The sequence below is a fragment of the Lacibacter sp. MH-610 genome, from assembly GCF_045780045.1.
GTDB lineage: Bacteria > Bacteroidota > Bacteroidia > Chitinophagales > Chitinophagaceae > Lacibacter.
In genome coordinates this window covers 734855-753092 of the sequence record NZ_CP116002.1, presented here as the reverse complement: position 1 = coordinate 753092, position 18238 = coordinate 734855, and the positions used below count along the sequence as shown (strand labels likewise).

Below are 18238 nucleotides of genomic sequence, written 5' to 3'. Positions count from 1 at the left end.
GTTTTAATACTACTGTTTTAAACCGGGGTAACGACTTACAAATTCAACACCATATTCGGATTTTTCTTTTACAAGACGCATAAAGCGCTGGAGTTGTGCAGCATCAACTGAGTCTGCAAAACTCTGATCATGCGTGAGCAGAACAATATGACCGGGTGTTTTTGTTTTTTGATGCGTAAGCATACTGTCTATTTGCTGAAACATTTCCTCACCGCTTTGTTTTAACTTTAAAGAATCGCCTGTATAAAACCACTCTGCATCCCAGCCTACTATGGTAAAGCCTTTTGCATACAGTGAATCGGCTGCTGTTTTGCTTTGAGCTATATCCGTTGCTGTAATCATTAGAGTGCGCCAGATGTTTCTCCCCGGTGTTCTTGCAATAGTTGTAGTAAGCTGCAGGGAATCCTGGCATCGTTTAAAGTCTGCAACTACAGTGCTGTCGCTTTTGTAAAAAACGGCAAAACGGTTGTGTTGTGCATGCGTGTAGCTGTGGTTATAAATTTCTGCGTATGGGCATTGCTGCAAACTATCCCATTGCTGTTGCTGCCATTTACTGCCATATACATGCTCGCCCACTACAAAGAAACTTACGGGCATCTGCTCTTCCTGTACTACACGAAGCACAGATGATGTTCCTTTATTAGGACCGTCATCAAAAGTGATGTAGATGGTTTTTTTCCTGGCTGGTTTTTGTACCGGTTTCTTGGCTGTTGTTGAATCCGGCAACAACAGTTTCATTTGCTTGCGCTCCTCTTCAGGATTGAGCGGCGGGTGACAAGCAAAGAAAAAAATGATAAAAAAATGGTGGAGTCAAAATACAGGGCAGTTCTTTCAGGCTCGCCCTCATCGTCGGCTGACGATGCATTGCTGGGGTTCATATTAATGTTTGATTTTGAATATGAAGATAGCAGCAACCAAAAGCGGTTTGCAAATTTGTTTGGTTAAAGAATTTGTAAACGAACATTACAGGTAATCAGTTATGATTTCAAGAATCTGAACAGGTCTTTTGTGCATGTACCTATATTTGCATTCCTTTAAATTTTAGCCCATAAAAACATGAGAAAATTTCATTTGTTCTTTGCTTCCTTTTTCCTGGTTGGTTTCTTAAACGCACAGTTTACATCCGGTAATTTAGTAGTAGTTCGGCTTGGAAATGGCACTGTTTATAATGGTGGCGCTGCTGCCCGTTGCTTTTTAGATGAATACACAACTTCCGGCACGCTGGTACAAACCATTGCCATGCCTGTAACTGCAAGCGGCGGCAACAGAAAATTCATGCTGAATAATGGTATTTATGGCGGGCAAATAACACTTTCCGGCGATAACAGGTACTTATTGCTTCCCGGTTTTGATGTGGATGAATTTTCTCAACCATTAACTTCATTTACACCTTCTATTGCTCCACGCATTGTGGCAAGGATTGATAAGAACGGCACCATCAATACCACTACTTCAACCGGAGCGTATAATGGTGAATCCATTGAAGCTGCTTACAGTACCAACGGAACCAATATTTGGGTATGTGGTACCAATATTAATAATGATGGTACGGGAGGCATCCGTTACCTTACATTTGGTGCAACCAGCTCTACGCTTATTAATGCAGGGGCCACTTTTGTTGGTTTTAGAGTATTAGGCGCATATAACAACCAATTATTCGTAACCGCCGATTGGGGAAACATTTCATTGGCATCTGTAGGCAGCGGATTTCCTGTTACTACTGCTGCTCTCAGCAACCTGCCCGGCTTGCCAACTAATAATAGTCCCATTCCCACAGGTTTTTTTATGGCTGACCTTGATGCAGGTGTTGCCGGGCCTGATGTAATTTATTTTTTAGATGGCAATGCCTTTGGCGGCGCCACTGCCAATACGTTAAGTAAATATTCTTTAGTAGGCGGCACATGGATTAAAAACAATGCTATTGGTATTGATAATCCAAGAGGTATGACGGCTTCTGTAGCAGGTAACAGTGTTACACTATATGTTAGCACAAACTCCGGTATTTCAAAAGTTACTGATGCCACGGGGTATAATGCCAACATAACGGCTGCTTTTTCTTCAATAGCTACTGCGCCAGCCAATACTTTTTTTAAAGGGATTGCATTTGCGCCATCAGATTTTCCAACAGCGGTAAGAACCGTTGAAAATATCAGGATGAGTAAAGTATATCAACGCTCCGCTAACGAATTGCAGGTAGAATTTAGCAGCAAAAAACGGTCAAGGGTAACTATTACAATTTCAGATATTTCAGGTAAGCAAGTGAGTAACTTAAGCTACCTGGCCGAAGCGGGTATCAATGCAACGGTTCTGAACATTGGCGGTTTACAAAAAGCAGTGTATTTAGTAACCATTATAGATGGTACTGAAAAAACAGCGAGCAAATTTGTAAAGCAATAAAACGTTGTTTGAAATAAAAAAGGTGTTGAGCAAATCAACACCTTTTTTATTTATACCTGTTGGGTATTGTTATCTTTCTTCGTTTGAATGAGATCATTGAAAAAAGTTTCAATTGCAATGCCAAAGATGAAGGCGTAACAAGAATACAGGGCTCATTGGTCGGTACGGTTGTAAACCGTCAGTACCAATGTGTATGCACTAAGCTGAAACTATGCACCACAAACAGTCCGGCTTTATTTAATTGCTCAGCATAGCCCCGATTGAAGCGGAAAAGAGGAATCTGTTCCGCCTTCAAACGGGACGGATGACGAATTGCAGCGAAAAGCGGGAGACCAACGTCAGGCTTTGTACTGATGCCGATGCTCCTCAAAAAAATGATTCCGCTTTTTATTTGCATTGAGAAAATTCTTAGATTGAGCCATCGTAAATTTGTCATATGAGCAGAACACAAGAAGTACTACAAGATGTTGTTATAAAATTTGCAGGTGATAGTGGTGATGGTATGCAGTTAACGGGTAGCCAGTTTACCAACAATACTGCTTTGATGGGGATTGATCTTGCCACTTTCCCTGATTTTCCGGCAGAGATTCGTGCCCCGCAGGGAACCTTGCCGGGTGTGAGTGGTTTCCAGCTGCGTTTCAGCAGCGACCGTGTGTTTACACCGGGCGATGCCTGTGATGTACTGGTGGCGATGAATGCGGCGGCGTTAAAAACCAACCTGACTGCATTAAAAAAAGGCGGAAAGATTATTGCCAATACGGATGGCTTTGATGCCAAGAATCTTCGTCTCGCCAATTATCCGGAAGGTGAAAATCCATTGGAGAATAATTCACTTGAAAACTACACAGTGATAAAAATGGATGTAACCAAGATGACCCGTGAAGCGCTGGCTGATATGACGATGGGGATGAAAGAAAAAGACCGTGCTAAAAATATGTTTGTGCTGGGCTTTCTCTATTGGATGTATAACCGTGACATGGAAAACACCATCAGCTTTTTAAAAGAGAAGTTTGGTAAGAAGCCGGATATTTTTGAGAGCAATGTGCGTGTGTTGAAAGCCGGTTACAATTTTGGTGATACTACTGAAACATTTACCACCACTTATAAAGTAGAAAAGGCAAAGATGGAGCCGGGTGTGTATCGCTCCATCATGGGTAACCAGGCTGTGGCTTATGGTTTGATTGCAGCGAGTGAAAAAAGTGGCCTGCCATTGTTCCTTGGCTCTTATCCTATCACTCCTGCAAGTGATATTCTGCATGAACTGGCACGTCATAAAGCCTTTGGTGTAAAAACCTTCCAGGCAGAAGATGAAATTGCAGCCATCACTTCAGCTATTGGTGCTGCGTATGGCGGTGCCTTGGGCGTAACCACCAGTAGTGGTCCGGGTATTGCATTGAAGGGTGAAGCAATGGGCCTGGCGGTGATGCTGGAAATTCCGTTGCTCATCATCAATATTCAACGTGGCGGACCATCTACCGGTTTGCCCACCAAAACAGAGCAGAGTGATTTGATGCAGGCGTATTACGGAAGAAATGGAGAGTGCCCCATGCCGATTGTAAGTGCTTCCACTCCCGGTGATTGTTTTGATGCCGTGTATGAAGCAGTACGTATTGCCGTACAGCATATGACACCGGTAATCTTTTTAAGTGATGGTTATATTGCCAATGGTGCAGAACCCTGGAAGTTTCCCAAGGCTGCAGATTTGCAATCCATCAAAGTGGCGTTTAAAGAAGGTTTGGCAGAAGGAGAAGAAAAATATTTGCCCTACAAACGTGATGAAAAATTAGTACGTCCTTGGGCGATACCCGGCACTGCAGGTTTAGAACATCGTATCGGTGGTTTGGAAAAGCAGGATGTAACGGGCAATGTAAACTATGAGCCGGATAATCATGAACACATGGTGAAGACCCGTCAGGCTAAGGTGGATATGATTGCGAATTATATTCCTGAACAAACACTCGACAGCGGTCCTGCAAAAGGAAAAGTATTGGTACTCGGTTGGGGCAGTACCTATGGTGCTATTAAAAGTGCCTGTGCTGAATTACAGGCACAGGGCAAGAGTGTGGCACATGCACATTTGAGATATGTGCGTCCCTTCCCGAAAAACTTAGGTGAGCTATTGAAGAATTATGAAACAGTGTTGATTCCTGAAATCAATAACGGTCAGCTCATCCGTATTATCCGTGATGTATATTTTGTAGATGCCAAAGGTTATAACAAAATCAAAGGCACACCGATTACGAAAGGGGAATTGGTAGAAGAGATCGGGAAGTGGTTGTAAACTACTATACATTTCCTGAAAAATATTCAATCCATCAGCCACCGCTGGTGGATTTTTTGTTTTTGTTCCCCTTTAATCGTTCTACTTTGGTCGAAATTTCTATTATGCAAAAATTTACAACCATTATCATCACTCTTCTTTTCACTTCTGTTCTTCATGCACAACAAACACAAGGCCCTATCCAAAAAGAAAAATGGCATGGTAATGATCCCAATAAACAGGATACATCAGCAGGTTATGCACAGGCGGTGAAGGCGGGTAACGTTCTTTATATTTCCGGCACGGTAGCGCTTAGTGTTAATGAAGAGGGTGTAAAACGTGTTTATAAAACTTTAGAACAAACATTAAAACAATACGGTCTCAATTTCAGTCATGTAGTAAAAGAGAATTTATATACTACGGATATAGAAGCGATGAAGCAGTACAACTTTGTGCGCAAACAATTTTACAAAGGTGATTTTCCGGCAGCTACCTGGGTACAGATTACAAGACTGTATATGCATGAAGCAAGACTTGAAGTGGAATTGATTGCTCATTTCCCTGAAAAATAAATCCATTGCTCACATAGCTCTTTCTATTTGCCGGATCAAACCGGTGGGGTTGCCATAGTGTTCAATTACTTTTATTGACAGTTGATGCGTAGCAATCAGCCCACGAATTATTGCTCTTGTATCTGCATCTACACCGCCGCCAATAATGAGAATTTGATATTGGTTGCTTATTAATTCCTTTTGTACTGCATCATTCGTAAGTACACCTTTCGTTTTATGAAACCCATGATTGCCAAGGAATGAAAGCACCTGTTGCATCATCCCGTCATGTCGACCCAGTATGAGAACAGCAGGACTCATAATTATGCGTTGAACTGTCTTAAATGATGATCAAGATGTTTCCAGATTAACCTGCCCCAATCTTTTTTATTCATTGTACCAAAGAACTGGTGCGGATGAAAAAAATTTTTCTGCTGCACCTTCTCCAGTAAACTGAGTAATTGATTCCGTTCGTTTTCAAAACTACCGGTCACTGCTCCGTTTGTTTGCATGTTCATTACAGGAGGAGTGGCAGAACCTTTGGGCCAAGGAAAGGCATACAAGCCCATCCACCTGCCAAAGGCTGTTCTGAAAATAGCCGGACCTGCTTTACTGCTGTCAGGTATGATACCCAATGCCATTTTTAATTGTATGGAACAATGTTCCAGCATTTGCTCTATACTCAACGTACCCCATTGACGGGGCGATGATGCAGTAAGTGTATGGATGCGTGTAAGAATCTGATGGTAATTGCCGGGGTTAAAGATGATAGCTGCCATAGATTTAGATTTTATGATTTATTCAATTGGCGCAACTCATATTGCAATGTTTCTTTTAAACCTTCCTCCAATGATCTTGGATGATAGCCCAGTTCTGTTTTTGCTTTATGATTATTGCCCAGGTAGGTAACTCCGGCCTGTACACGCAAAGCCTCACTCCTATACATATACGGCAGAGGTAAAAATCCTTCTACCAATGAAGAAAAGAATGCAGTGATTTTTAAAAATACCGGCGGCACAACCACGGGCTTTTTAATACCGGTAATTTTTACTGCAATATCCAGTCCTTCAGAAAATGTATGACTTGTTCCGCAAATGATGTACTTGCTGCCGGGCTTTGCTTTTTCCATTCCTAAAATATGCGCATGCGCTACATCATCTACATGTGCCCAACTGTAAGCAGAGCGTGAAGGAATCACCGGTAATTTCTTTTGCAGATACAAACGTAATGCATCATCACTCATACTGGTACCATCAGGGCCATAAATTAAACCGGGCATCACAATCACCAATGGTAATCCTTCTTTAATAAACTGTTCTGCTATTTTATGTGCTTCAGCTTTTGTTTTATCGTATTCGCTGATGTGTGTTCCTGTAAAATGAAAGCTTTCATCTTTCAATTCGCCATGTGTATCAGAGTTAATAGCCAATGTACTGGTATAAACACCTTTTGGAATATTCAGCTCCTTCATAAGTTCCAGTACATTCTTTGTGCCAACTACATTAATTTGATAACCCTGCGTTTTATCCTTTGCTCCCACTTTATACCAACCCGCTACATGATACACACCATCACAACCACGCATGGCATCCCGCATGGTTTCTTTATCCGTTACATCACCTTTTACAAGTGTTACACCCATTGCTTTTAAAGCTCCTGCTTTATCAGGTGTGCGAACCACTGCTATTACTTCATGACCTGCTGTTCTTAATTGTTTGGCTAAACTACCGCCTACAAATCCTGTGGCGCCTGTGAGAAAGTATTTCATAGTTCATTTTTTTGAATGTATAAAGCAGGTGATTTTAAAAAGCCGGGCGAGAGTAACAATCAAAGGAAGACGGATGTTTCCGGGTATTAAAAAGTACAATTCATTTAAAAGAAATGCTTTCGGCCTATTCCTAAATGCAGCACATTATTTATTTCCTGTTCCTGTTGCAAACGTAACAATTCCTGCTTGGGATAAAAAATCGGTTCATCACTCAAATCAAAGGTAGCATGATGCATGGGCACTAACTGAGCAGCCTTTAACTGCAGCTGCGCCACCAGTACATCTGCCGGGCTTGTATGGGCGGTATGCATGAACCACTCCGGTTTATAAGCACCAATGCCGAGCAATGCATAATCAATGGACGGAAACAGCTCTCCAATCTCAGCAAAATGAATGCCCAAGCCGCTATCCGCACCAAAGTAAATGGTATGATGTTTTGACTGCAGCATAAAACTGCCCCAGAGCATGGTGTTCATATCCGTTAATCCCCGGCGGTTCCAATGCTTAGCAGGAAGATAAGTTACAGTAACATCTGCCTCCAACGAATAGCTTTGATACCACCCTGCTTCTATAATGGGATTGGTGATGTTCCAGGAGCGGAGCAAAGGAGCTATTTCCAAACCGGTTAAAATGATTGCCTGCGGATTTAATGCACATAGATGCTGCATGCTCTTTTGATCAGCATGATCACGATGATTGTGGGAGAGTAAGATAAAATCAATCTGTTTTAAATCAGCAACGCTGCAGGGCAAAGCAGTATAGCGTTTCACCGGCCCTACGTTGTACAATACCGGATCTGTAATGAAATGTTTGCCTGCGAGTGTAAATAAGAAGGTGGCATGACCCAACCAGGTAAATCCTTCATCCGTATTTTTTGTTAGTGCAGTATTGTGTATTACCTCAACTCCCGGCTCTTGCTTTTTCTTGAGTGGCTTTAAAGGATTTTTTTCAGCCTGCCATTTAAAGAGTTCGGCAAAGCTGCGTTCCCCCGGGCCATCGAGATTGATGTACTGATTTTTTTCATTCAGCAGATTACCCGTCCAGTTCTCTTTAATAAAAGGAAGCGATGGATTATGTGTTATCCTTTTACTCATTCTGTAGTTTATGAAACATCAGATCATCAATAATACGGCCACATAATGGCACACAGCCGCACTCAATACAAACAAATGCCAGATTACATGATGATAGTATAGTTTTTCCCACAAATAAAACAAAGCACCAACTGTGTATAAGCCGCCGCCAATGGCAATCATCAACATCACATCAAACGGAATAGCATCAAAAAACTGTCTGCCGCCAAAGAGTAAGATCCAGCCCATGCCGATGTACACAAGCGTTGAAACAAAATTGAACCGACCGGTGAAAAATATTTTGAATACAATACCAATCAATGTTAATCCCCATAATACACAAAGCAGGGTAATGCCTGTGGTGTTCATCATGTAGTTAAGAAGAAACGGTGTATAAGTGCCGGCAATTAAAAAGTAAATACTGATATGGTCAAACACATGCAATACTTTTTTCGCTCTTGGATTTTGAAACGCATGGTAGAGTGTGGACATGCTGAATAACAACAAAAAACAAAATCCATACACCGCAGCGCCTACCACAGCAATGGTATTATTCTTAGTGGCAGCCAATGCACTCAGTACCGGCAAGGCAGCAATTCCAAAAATAATACCGATACCGTGTGTGATGCTGTTGGCAATTTCCAGTTTTAAATCATGATGCTGGCTGCTCATTGTTTATTGATAGCGTTGATGATTTCAGTACTTAAAGGAGATACGGCAGGATCAAAGTAATGGATGAGCTCACCTTGTTCATTTACGAGGTATTTTGAAAAATTCCAGCTGGGCTGTTTGTTATTCCATCCGTTTTGTGTGGAATCGCTGAGCCATTTGAAGATGGGATTTTGTTCGGCACCTTTTATCACACTTGATTTTTTCATGAGCGGAAATGTTACACCGAAGTTGATTTTGCAGAACTGTGCAATATCTTCATCCGTTCCTTTTTCCTGTTCTTTAAAATCATTGGCAGGAAAGCCGAGGATGACTAATTGGTTTTGAAACTGTTCCTGCAATTTCTGCAAATCATCATATTGCGGAGTATAACCGCAATCACTGGCGGTGTTTACCAGCAATACCTTTTTACCCTTGAGCTGCTCAAAGTCAAAGGAAGTTCCGTTGTTGGCCGTGGCTTTTAATAAATAGAAAGAAACGAGTGCTTTTGCCTGTTCATTACCAAACTGCTTTGCTTTTTTACCACTGGCCCACATAAACGCAGGATAGAATGTTTTTAATAGTTTTTGACGGATAGTCATATCAGGAGAATTTCTGTTTACAAAATATACATAGCCCATTAAGACAATGAGAATAAGAACAACTGAGTAAAGCAATTTTCGTAAAAATTTCATTGATACTCTTCTTTAATAAAATATTTTATATTTTTTCTTTTTATTCCACAAGCCGTATTAAATGGCGAAAATAAATATGGTTCGAAAAAGAAATAAATATAATTCTCATCCATTGAAAATATTGTTTTACTATCTAAAGTTAAATTATCGAAAGACATTGTTTTTTCTCCCAAAGCCGAATAAATCATTCTTTTTAGAGACAAAGTGTCTTTAGCGGATTTCAGATAAAATAAATCTGAAAAAACCAGTTGCGCATTTGAAGCTGGATTTAGATTAACAGCCACATACTCACAATAAGAACGCATCAAAACATTATCACTATAACATTGTTCAAAAACATAACTGACAAAATTCTTCGTTTTATAAATATTTACAGGCCGGATATTGATGCAAAAACTGTCCAATAATTTAGAATAGTCTAAATCATTACTACCTGTTCGGTCTTTCAGGAATGCATCTGCAAAAAAAGTTATTTCTTCATTTAATGTTTTTTCAATCAGCGAATCATCTTTTCTGGTGAGCCTTGGCTTAATTAAATACAGTTCAGATTTAAGTTTGTTTTCGTTATTTATTATTGTATCAAATACAAATCCATCTTGAGGAAACAATTCAAGATGCGATAATTTAAACTCCGAATCAATAAGAAAACTGTCATTAATTGGCTTACTAACACTGATTTCAGTTTTGCCTCCATTGTTTTTGCAAGACAAAAGTAATAGTGCACCTATAATAAGTATAAAATAAATAAACTGCATCTTACCAACCGTTACTCAAAGTTTCCTCTCCTCCAAAACCCATGCTTTCAAGCATGGGATGTTACCGCTAAAGTTATGAGGCTTTAGCCTTGTCCGAATAAATTACTTAAGGCTAAAGCCAAATCCTGTACTATGTTTTTCCCAAGCTCAAAAGCTTGGGTTATACAAAATACTATCGTATCACCATTTTAAACAATCCCAGCTTTCCCTTAAACGGAGGATACTTTATGGAAGGATCAAACCAGGAAGGTGTTTTCATCACAGCTTTCTGGTGGCTGAAGGTATCAAAGGAATATTTACCATGATACTTACCGGTACCGCTGAAACCTCTTCCGCCAAAGGGTAAGTTATGATTGGTTAAATGCCAGCTGCTGTTGTTCACACATCCGCCTCCAAATGGCATAGCATCAATCCAGGACTGTTCTTTTGCACTGCTTTCCGTATAAACATAAAATGACAATGGGTTGGGATGTTGTTCCATCACTTTCAATGCCTCATCCATTGTTTTAAAGGTGAGAATCGGCAGCACAGGTCCAAAAATTTCTTCCTGCATCACAGGCGCATCTGTTGAAACGCCTTCCATTAAAGTGGGTTCAATGAATAATTGTTCTTTATTGGTACGGCCACCATAGAGAATAGTACCATTGCCCAGATAAGAAACAATACGGTCAAACTGTTTTTCATTGATGATTTTCCCGAAGTTGTAATTATCTGCAGGCGCATCAGAATAAAACTGCACAATACTTTTCTTCAGCTCTTCCACCAACTGCTGCTTTTTAGTTTCGTGCACCAGAACATAATCCGGTGCTACACACATTTGCCCGGCGTTGGAAAATTTAGTAACCGCAATTCTTCTTGCCGCCACTTTAATATTAGCATCGCTCTCCACTACACAAGGGCTTTTGCCGCCTAACTCCAATGTTACCGGTACCAAGCGCTCTGCTGCCATTTTATAAATGGCTTTACCGGTGGGAATGCTGCCGGTGAAAAACACATGATCAAACGTAAATTGATTCATCATGGCAGGTACAACTTCAGCGCCAATTCCATCCACCACTAAAACATACTCCGGTGGAAATATTTCTTCAATTATTTTTTTGATGACTGCTGCTGTTGCAGATGCATATTCACTTGCTTTCAATACCGCACAATTACCGGCAGCAATAGCACCCAGCAACGGATTAATCAATAATTGAAACGGGTAGTTAAACGGACCAATGATGAGCACCACACCCAAAGGTTCGCTATACACTTTACTGGAAGAGGGAAGGTTGAGCAGGTTGGTTGAAACACGTTGTGGCTGCATCCATTGCTTTAATTCCTTTTCCATGGCACTGATTTCTGCAATCACCATTCCTGTTTCTGTAACCCAGCTTTCTTCTTTACTCTTTTTTAAATCTGCATAAAGAGCATCATGCAGTTCCTGCTCGTATTTATAAATCGCCGCTTTTAATTTTTTTAATTGTTCAATACGGAATGCATAGGGTTTGGTTACGCCTGTTTTGAAATAAGAGCGCATAAATCCTAGTTTCTCCGTCAAATTATTTGTTTGCATAATACGTTCATTTGATCCTGATAAATGTACGGCAGTTTTTAACCCAAGCTTTTTCTATTCTTACAAACAGCCGGGATGGTTCAGTTGTTTGACGATGCTCACAGGAAATACAGGATTGCATCCTGTACCTTTAGCGCAAATCTTGTTTTATGGCAACAACTAAACGAAAAACATGGGTTGAGAAACGAAACAGCAATCGTGAAGTTGAGGTAGAAGTATTACAAAAATCATTTGCAGATATTGCAGCCGGAGAGAAAATGCTGATTCCCACGCCGCAAATTGTGGATGCGTATATCCGTGCTATTCCTAAGGGTAAGGAAACTACTATGGCGCAAATGCGGAAAGACCTGGCAGCTGAGTATCATGCTGATAAAACCTGTCCGCTCACCAGTGGTATTTTTCTGCGTATTGTAGCCGAAGCAGCACATGAAGAACTGGCGCAGGGCAAGCCCATCAGCAAAATCACTCCTTACTGGCGCATTATGGATGAAAAAAGTAATGCCGCTAAAAAATTAACGGTGGGTATGGATTTTTTAAAAGAACAACGCCGAAAAGAAAAATTAGGACTTGCCAAAGCAAAATAGTTGCATTTTTGATGCATGGATGTACTGCTCCCCAAATCAGACGAGTATTTTATGCAACAGGCTTTGAAAGAAGCCCGCATTGCCTTTGATGAAGGAGAAGTACCGGTAGGTGCTGTAATTGTTTTAAATAACAAAATCATTGCACGTGGGCATAACCAGGTTGAAAAGCTGAACGACCCCACTGCCCATGCTGAAATAATTGCTCTTACTTCCGCTTTCAATTTCCTAGGCTCCAAATATGTACCCGATGCTACTTTATTTGTAACAGTTGAACCCTGTTTGATGTGTGCCGGTGCACTGTACTGGAGTAAAATCGGTCGCATTGTGTGGGGTGCTGATGATGAAAAAAACGGGCACCAGCGTATTACCAAAGATCAATCTCCCTTTCATCAAAAAGCGGCCATTACCAGCGGCATATTAAAAGAAGAGTGTGCCCGGCTCATGAAAGATTTTTTTAAGCAGATGCGTTAGTACATAGCTCATCTTTAACAAACTCTTCAGCAAAACTTTAGTGCTTCTTTTTCTGTGGCACATCTTATGATTGTATAAATCTATAAAAACATTGTAAGATGAAAACACTTTTACACATTACGTTTTTCAGCCTGTTATTACTTACAGCCTGCCGTAAGTCTGACCTGCCCGCTGCTCCTATTGATGAAAGCGTTTGGCTAAATCAAGAACGGGGCGTAGTGGTGTATGCTGATTTCAGTTGCGATCACTTTGTAGTAGAAACTTTTAACGGCTATGCTATTGTTCAGAACTGGAGTTTACGACCGTTTACCGGCGATGTTTTGTATGGTGATTTCAGCCGCTGGGGTATTCGTGATGTGTACAACCGAAGCCGTGGCACACTTATGCGGGTGAACGTGAGGGACTACTGGCTGAACTATTTTTCGGCACAGGACCGGTTGAGCTGGTATTGTTCTCAATAACAATTTTCAAATAATCCTGCCCCGGCATGTATCTTTTTGATTAAAATATACAGCAGCAACTTTCATTCAACCTTCCCGCTGTACCTTTGTTATCCTTTCGGTACAATTTAATAACAAAGAAAAATTAAGACTATGGCATTTACATTAGCACCACTTCCCTATGCACATGATGCATTGGAGCCTCATATTGATACCTTGACCATGCAAATCCATCATGGTAAACATCACCAGGCTTATGTTGACAATCTGAACAAAGCCATTGCCGGCACAGAGCATGAAGGCAAAACACTGGAGCAACTGGTGGCAGCAGCAGGCAGTATTTCTCCTGCAGTACGTAACAATGGCGGCGGCCATTGGAATCATACTTTTTTCTGGGAATCATTAAAACCAACTCCTTTAACCACGGTTGTTAATGAACCTTCAGGTGACTTAGCAGATGCTATCAATACCGCTTTCGGCAGTTTTGATGCATTCAAAGAAAAGTTTGCGAATGCAGGCATGACCCGTTTCGGCAGCGGATGGGCCTGGCTGATTGTAAAAGATGGCAAGTTAGAAGTAAGTTCTACCCCTAACCAGGACAATCCATTGATGGATGTAGCTGAGGTAAAAGGAACACCCGTTCTTGGTGTGGATGTTTGGGAACATGCCTACTATCTCAAATATCAAAACCGCCGTGCAGATTATCTCGGCGCATTCTGGAATGTAATCAACTGGAATAAAGTAGCGGAGCGTTTTGCAGCAGCAAAATAAAATCAGCGTTTGCACTTTAAAATAAAACGGGGCGCAAAGCGCCCCGTTTTTTAATAGCGGTCTGCTACAAAAAGTTTTTCTTTACCTATCAATTGTTTTTCCTTGTACACTTGCACCCACAGCAATCCTTTGCCATAACTCTGCTTTAAAGGAATTAATTGCTGCGGTTGCAGTAAGATGATATTCTTGATGGGTCTTCCTTTACCGTCAAGCAGCACAAAATTGTAGCGGGCCTTAGCATCCCATTCTTTAACCGTTATAAAAACATTATCCTTGGCCGGGTTGGGAAATAGTTTGATGAGCGAAGAACTGTCTGCCGGTTTAAAAGCAGCCGGCCATTGAAAGGAGGAATCTTTTTTATCTGTCTGTGCATTGGCGGCAATGCCTGCACACAAAAAAAGAAATAGTAAAAGATGTTTCATACGCCACTGTTTGTAGTATCTACAACAAAGTTTGCAAATAGTTTTTACAAACAAAAGCTTTAACCTTTTTTAGCTTTAAAGCAATCCGCCACATGATCGTTTACCATACCGGTGGCCTGCATAAAAGCATAGCAGATAGTAGAGCCTACAAACTTAAAACCACGTTTCAGCAGGTCTTTGCTCATGGCATCACTCAACGCTGTTTTGGCAGGTACTTCCTTTAATGTAGCCGGACGGTTAAGTATCGGTTTCCCTCCTACGAATTGCCAGATATAACGATCAAAACTTCCAAACTCTTTCTGTACAGCTAAGTAGGCCTTTGCATTTTGAATAAAGGCCAGCACTTTTAAACGGTTACGGATGATGCCCGGGTTTTGCAATAAAGCTTCTACTTTTTGCTCGTTATACTTAACCATCTTTTTTGCATCAAAACCATCAAAAGCTTTGCGGTAATTTTCCCTTTTACTCAGCACTGTGTACCAGCTCAGCCCTGCCTGTGCCCCTTCGAGGCAAAGCATTTCAAACAACTTCTGATCATCATGAAGTGGTACACCCCATTCTTCATCATGATACTGTTTGTATAAATCATCCTTCAGACACCAACTGCAACGGATTTTTTCTTTGGGCATAATGTTTACCTCTTATTTTATATTTCGTACTTATTTACGGAACGGGATCATAACCACTTCCTCCCCACGGATGGCATTTACTCACCCGTTTTATGGTCAGCCAGAGACCTTTGACAGGACCATGTTTTTTCAAGGCTTCAATACCATAATGACTGCAGGTAGGTGTGTACCGGCATTTAGGACCAATAGCCGGGCTGATAACATACTGGTAAAAACGAATGAGCAGGATAAAAGGAAATATGAGTATTTGCTTTATTGTTTTCATTGATAGATCTCCTGCAATTTACGTAATGCCAGTGCTGTTTTTTCAGCTAACGGCTCATAGAGCGGCAGTTCTTTTCCCGTATAAATAAAGAAAATACAAAGTGTTTGCTGTTTGGTTTGAAGCTGTTCTTTCAATGCTTGTTTTTGCAGCCGGTAAGCCTCCCGTATAAGTCGTTTGATGCGGTTGCGATGTACTGCTTTTTTAAAATGACGGGTGCCCACGCCCACGCCAAACAACAAAGGCTCCTGCTGCGCAGGTTCCTGCAACCGGTGATATACTTTGAGCATACCCGCATGAAACGAAGGCGCTTCTTTAAAAAGCTGCTCCAGTTGTTTGCGGCTTTTTAAACGCTCCTGTTTCTTAAGTGTATGTTGTTTGGATGCTGCCAAGGTGGTAAAAATAAAAAGTCCCGGCAAACTACCGGGACTTGAATTATAGAAATAAGTTGACTGCTTATTTTTTAGCGCCACGCTCGTCGCTGATAGTAAGCTTCTTGCGTCCTTTCTTACGGCGGCTGGCCAATACTTTACGGCCATTTGCATCCTGCATACGCTTGCGGAAACCATGTGTGGTTTTACGGCGACGCTTGGAAGGTTGATATGTTCTTTTCTGTGCCATTGTAATTTATTTTTCCTTGTTTAAAAATGCCGGGGAGAAGCCGGTTATTTCTAATCCTTCAGCGGGAACACCACTTCCCACCGTTTGTGAAAGGACGGCAAAGGTAGGGGAATTGAAGTTTTTTTGAGGAATCTGAAGGGAAGAAATTTTAGGATCGAAGCCCCACCCCTTTCGGTCCTGCTCTTTTTTAAGATGTTAATTCCCCGTCCGGGCGTGGATAAAGACCCCGGTTTTTTAGCTCGATTGTTCTATTCATTTGCAAAATGCAGGGTGGCTGCATAAATAGCACTTCAGCTTTTCAGCTCCACATGGGCTGATTGCACATCGGCACCATAAAAAAGACGGGCATGTGTATTAAAATCCTCTGTTGAATCAGTGGTATAAAACAACCGCTCCCCGCCCCGGCTCAACCGCTGCTCCATTTGAGGATGGCGGTGTAAATAATCCTTTAAACCGGCAGCTACAATAGCGCCCTGGCTCAACACCTGCACCTGTGGCGGCAATGCCTGTTTGATCTTTTCCTGCAGCAAAGGATAATGCGTGCATCCCAGCAGCACCACATCAATATCAGCAGATTGCTGCAGCAATGCATTGGTATATTCTTTTACAAAATAATCAGCACCCGGTGTGTTATGTTCGTTGTTCTCAATTAACGGTACCCACATGGGGCAAGCCTGCTGATATACTTTTACCTCCGGGAAAAATTTTTCAATCTCGATGATATAGGATTGAGATTGTACCGTGCCATTGGTAGCCAGTACCCCTACTTTATTGGTTTTGGTATAGCGACCAACTACTTCTGTTGTTGGCCTTATAACACCCAGCACTCTGTTATGAGGATTCAGCCTTTGCAAATCATTTTGCTGAATGGTACGCAAAGCCTTGGCCGATGCTGTATTACAGGCAAGAATCACCAGAGGACAACCCTGCGCAAAAAACCATTCTACGCATTGCAACGTATAATGATAGACCGTTTCAAAACTCCTGTTACCATAAGGAGCTCTTGCGTTATCTCCCAAGTACAAATAATTGTATTGCGGTAATAACGCCGTAATTTCTTTCAATACCGTTAAACCACCATAACCAGAATCAAAGATGCCGATAGAACCCTGCATGAGTACAAAATACGTTTAAAAAAGAATCCCGCCGGTGGGGCGGGATTCAAAATCTTTATTACTTACCTGCGGGCGCATCAGGTATTTTCAAATACTTCTTCACCAGCGGCAGCAAATCATCAGTAGGAGGAGCTACCAGTAAAGCTTCTGCTGTAAATACATACGCATACCCGTTTGCTTTTGCAACGGCGGTTATAGCATCTCTTGCTGATTTTTGAATAGGAGCAAACATTTCCTGTTCTTTTTGCTGCAGGTACTGCTGTGCACCATTGGCATAGTTCTGAAGTGTTTCGCCCAGATCAGACCACTCTTTAAACTTAATGTCTTTTTTGGCAGGAGTCCATTTAGATGAATCAGCACGGATGATGCTGTCTTTTTCACGGTACTCTTTAATCAACTCTGCATAAGAAGTGTTGAGAGAGTCCTGCATTTTCTGCAATTTGTCCTGTGCTTTTTTGGTTTCAGGCATTACGGATAAGAGTTCACCTGTGTTAATATGCCCGAATTTTTGAGCGTTTACAGTTGTTCCCATCAATGCAATTACTGCAAACAGAATAACTTTTTTCATTTCGTAGTTGTTTTTTATTTAAGTGTACTAACCCCTTGTTTTGGTTGCAGCCCCAGCGTACGTTAATTAAAGTTTAACACCCAATATTTTAAGTACATCGTCGCTTTTGTCCAGTTTGGGGTCGGCAAATATAACGGTAATTCCTTCACTTTTATCCAAAATAAAGTCGTACATACGCTCGGTGGCCAGCTTTTGTACAGCGTTGTAAACCTTATCCTGTATAGGTTTCACCAGTTCCTGCTTTTTACGGAAGTAGTCTCCTTCAAAACCAAAGCGGCGGCGTTGTAAATCACGCACAGCTTTTTCTTTATTAAAAATTTCATCTTCTCTTTTCTTGAGCAACTCCGGTGTAAGCATGGCCCGCTCTCCGTCTAACTGGCGGTACATTTTATCCAGTTCACTCTGCATCAGGTCAATTTCTTTTTGCCAGGCATCTGCCATTTCTTCCAGTTTGGTATTGGCTTCTTTATATTCCGGAATTTTTCCCAGTATATACTTGGTATCAATAATAGCATACCGCTGAGCGTTAGCAGCAACACCTGCCATCAGCAAAAACAGCGGCAGCAATAAATACTTCTTCATAGTTTTATTTTTTAAGTGAGATGAGTTGAACTTATTTTTTAGTTGCTTCTTTCGCCTTACACCATTCACCT

General features: G+C 41.3%; 24 protein-coding genes. 7 read left to right on the top strand and 17 right to left on the bottom strand.

Translation table 11 applies throughout. From position 1 onward, the window contains the following. Window positions 1-9: 9 nt before the first annotated feature. Window positions 10-738: a polysaccharide deacetylase family protein gene (locus PDL71_RS03445; RefSeq protein WP_407525372.1), complete on the bottom strand. Its 729-nt coding sequence runs from the start codon at window positions 736-738 to the stop codon at window positions 10-12. 318 nt (window positions 739-1056) lie between these two features. Here PDL71_RS03445 and PDL71_RS03440 point away from each other — a divergent pair, with 318 nt between their 5' ends. The 3 genes from PDL71_RS03440 (at window position 1057) to PDL71_RS03430 (ending at window position 5229) form a co-directional block, all read left to right on the top strand. Continuing rightward, window positions 1057-2397, top strand: coding sequence for a T9SS type A sorting domain-containing protein (locus PDL71_RS03440; RefSeq protein WP_407525369.1), 1341 nt, complete (start codon window positions 1057-1059; stop codon window positions 2395-2397). Between the two features lie 436 nt (window positions 2398-2833). After that, window positions 2834-4678 carry a 2-oxoacid:acceptor oxidoreductase subunit alpha gene (locus PDL71_RS03435; RefSeq protein WP_407525366.1) on the top strand — a complete coding sequence of 615 codons (1845 nt, stop codon included), beginning with the start codon at window positions 2834-2836 and terminating at the stop codon, window positions 4676-4678. 104 nt (window positions 4679-4782) lie between these two features. Continuing rightward, the gene (locus PDL71_RS03430; protein WP_407525363.1) at window positions 4783-5229 is read left to right on the top strand and encodes a RidA family protein; all 447 of its coding nucleotides are present in this window, start codon (window positions 4783-4785) and stop codon (window positions 5227-5229) included. 9 nt (window positions 5230-5238) lie between these two features. On the opposite strand, the gene PDL71_RS03425 is transcribed toward PDL71_RS03430, so the two are convergent. The 8 genes from PDL71_RS03425 to PDL71_RS03390 form a co-directional block, all read right to left on the bottom strand. Beyond that, the gene (locus PDL71_RS03425; RefSeq protein ID WP_407525360.1) at window positions 5239-5529 is read right to left on the bottom strand and encodes a hypothetical protein; all 291 of its coding nucleotides are present in this window, start codon (window positions 5527-5529) and stop codon (window positions 5239-5241) included. A gap of 2 nt (window positions 5530-5531) precedes the next feature. Beyond that, window positions 5532-5987: a DUF1569 domain-containing protein gene (locus PDL71_RS03420; RefSeq protein ID WP_407525357.1), complete on the bottom strand. Its 456-nt coding sequence runs from the start codon at window positions 5985-5987 to the stop codon at window positions 5532-5534. 11 nt (window positions 5988-5998) lie between these two features. Beyond that, window positions 5999-6976 carry an NAD-dependent epimerase/dehydratase family protein gene (locus PDL71_RS03415; protein WP_407525355.1) on the bottom strand — a complete coding sequence of 326 codons (978 nt, stop codon included), beginning with the start codon at window positions 6974-6976 and terminating at the stop codon, window positions 5999-6001. Window positions 6977-7080: 104 nt separating this feature from the next. Beyond that, a complete protein-coding gene (locus PDL71_RS03410; protein WP_407525352.1) occupies window positions 7081-8070 on the bottom strand; it encodes an MBL fold metallo-hydrolase in 990 nt (329 codons plus the stop codon). An 18-nt stretch (window positions 8071-8088) separates the two neighbouring features. Next, window positions 8089-8721 carry a hemolysin III family protein gene (locus PDL71_RS03405; RefSeq protein ID WP_407525349.1) on the bottom strand — a complete coding sequence of 211 codons (633 nt, stop codon included), beginning with the start codon at window positions 8719-8721 and terminating at the stop codon, window positions 8089-8091. After that, window positions 8718-9299 (bottom strand): glutathione peroxidase, encoded by a 582-nt coding sequence (locus tag PDL71_RS03400; protein WP_407525347.1) that lies wholly within the window; start codon window positions 9297-9299, stop codon window positions 8718-8720. The genes PDL71_RS03405 and PDL71_RS03400 overlap by 4 nt, the downstream gene beginning before the upstream one ends. An 89-nt stretch (window positions 9300-9388) precedes the next feature. Continuing rightward, window positions 9389-10147 carry a hypothetical protein gene (locus PDL71_RS03395; RefSeq protein ID WP_407525344.1) on the bottom strand — a complete coding sequence of 253 codons (759 nt, stop codon included), beginning with the start codon at window positions 10145-10147 and terminating at the stop codon, window positions 9389-9391. A gap of 172 nt (window positions 10148-10319) precedes the next feature. Then, window positions 10320-11666 carry an aldehyde dehydrogenase gene (locus PDL71_RS03390; protein ID WP_407525342.1) on the bottom strand — a complete coding sequence of 449 codons (1347 nt, stop codon included), beginning with the start codon at window positions 11664-11666 and terminating at the stop codon, window positions 10320-10322. A 185-nt stretch (window positions 11667-11851) separates the two neighbouring features. On the opposite strand from PDL71_RS03390, the gene PDL71_RS03385 reads away from it, so the two are divergent. The 4 genes from PDL71_RS03385 to PDL71_RS03370 all read left to right on the top strand — a co-directional run bounded on the left by PDL71_RS03385 (window position 11852) and on the right by PDL71_RS03370 (window position 13968). Further along, window positions 11852-12286: a hypothetical protein gene (locus PDL71_RS03385; RefSeq protein WP_407525339.1), complete on the top strand. Its 435-nt coding sequence runs from the start codon at window positions 11852-11854 to the stop codon at window positions 12284-12286. A 15-nt stretch (window positions 12287-12301) separates the two neighbouring features. Beyond that, window positions 12302-12757: a nucleoside deaminase gene (locus PDL71_RS03380; protein ID WP_407525336.1), complete on the top strand. Its 456-nt coding sequence runs from the start codon at window positions 12302-12304 to the stop codon at window positions 12755-12757. Between the two features lie 98 nt (window positions 12758-12855). Further along, window positions 12856-13218, top strand: coding sequence for a hypothetical protein (locus tag PDL71_RS03375; protein ID WP_407525334.1), 363 nt, complete (start codon window positions 12856-12858; stop codon window positions 13216-13218). Between the two features lie 132 nt (window positions 13219-13350). Then, window positions 13351-13968, top strand: coding sequence for a superoxide dismutase (locus PDL71_RS03370; RefSeq protein ID WP_407525331.1), 618 nt, complete (start codon window positions 13351-13353; stop codon window positions 13966-13968). 50 nt (window positions 13969-14018) lie between these two features. On the opposite strand, the gene PDL71_RS03365 is transcribed toward PDL71_RS03370, so the two are convergent. From PDL71_RS03365 to PDL71_RS03330, 8 genes are all read right to left on the bottom strand, one after another. After that, on the bottom strand, window positions 14019-14390 hold the full coding sequence (locus PDL71_RS03365; RefSeq protein WP_407525328.1) for a hypothetical protein: 372 nt from the start codon (window positions 14388-14390) through the stop codon (window positions 14019-14021). Between the two features lie 59 nt (window positions 14391-14449). Beyond that, window positions 14450-15019, bottom strand: coding sequence for a DNA-3-methyladenine glycosylase I (locus tag PDL71_RS03360; protein WP_407525325.1), 570 nt, complete (start codon window positions 15017-15019; stop codon window positions 14450-14452). Between the two features lie 34 nt (window positions 15020-15053). Further along, window positions 15054-15284, bottom strand: a complete 231-nt coding sequence (gene yidD / locus PDL71_RS03355) for a membrane protein insertion efficiency factor YidD (RefSeq protein WP_407525323.1) — start codon at window positions 15282-15284, stop codon at window positions 15054-15056. Next, entirely contained in the window at window positions 15281-15673 is a 393-nt protein-coding gene (gene rnpA, locus PDL71_RS03350) for a ribonuclease P protein component (protein WP_407525320.1), read from the bottom strand. The genes yidD and rnpA overlap by 4 nt, the downstream gene beginning before the upstream one ends. A 64-nt stretch (window positions 15674-15737) precedes the next feature. Further along, the gene (gene rpmH / locus PDL71_RS03345; RefSeq protein ID WP_407525317.1) at window positions 15738-15902 is read right to left on the bottom strand and encodes a 50S ribosomal protein L34; all 165 of its coding nucleotides are present in this window, start codon (window positions 15900-15902) and stop codon (window positions 15738-15740) included. Between the two features lie 290 nt (window positions 15903-16192). Further along, the gene (gene murI, locus PDL71_RS03340) at window positions 16193-17017 is read right to left on the bottom strand and encodes a glutamate racemase (RefSeq protein ID WP_407525314.1); all 825 of its coding nucleotides are present in this window, start codon (window positions 17015-17017) and stop codon (window positions 16193-16195) included. Window positions 17018-17075: 58 nt separating this feature from the next. After that, window positions 17076-17585, bottom strand: a complete 510-nt coding sequence (locus tag PDL71_RS03335; RefSeq protein WP_407525311.1) for an OmpH family outer membrane protein — start codon at window positions 17583-17585, stop codon at window positions 17076-17078. 66 nt (window positions 17586-17651) lie between these two features. Next, entirely contained in the window at window positions 17652-18167 is a 516-nt protein-coding gene (locus PDL71_RS03330; protein ID WP_407525309.1) for an OmpH family outer membrane protein, read from the bottom strand. Window positions 18168-18238 lie beyond the last annotated feature (71 nt).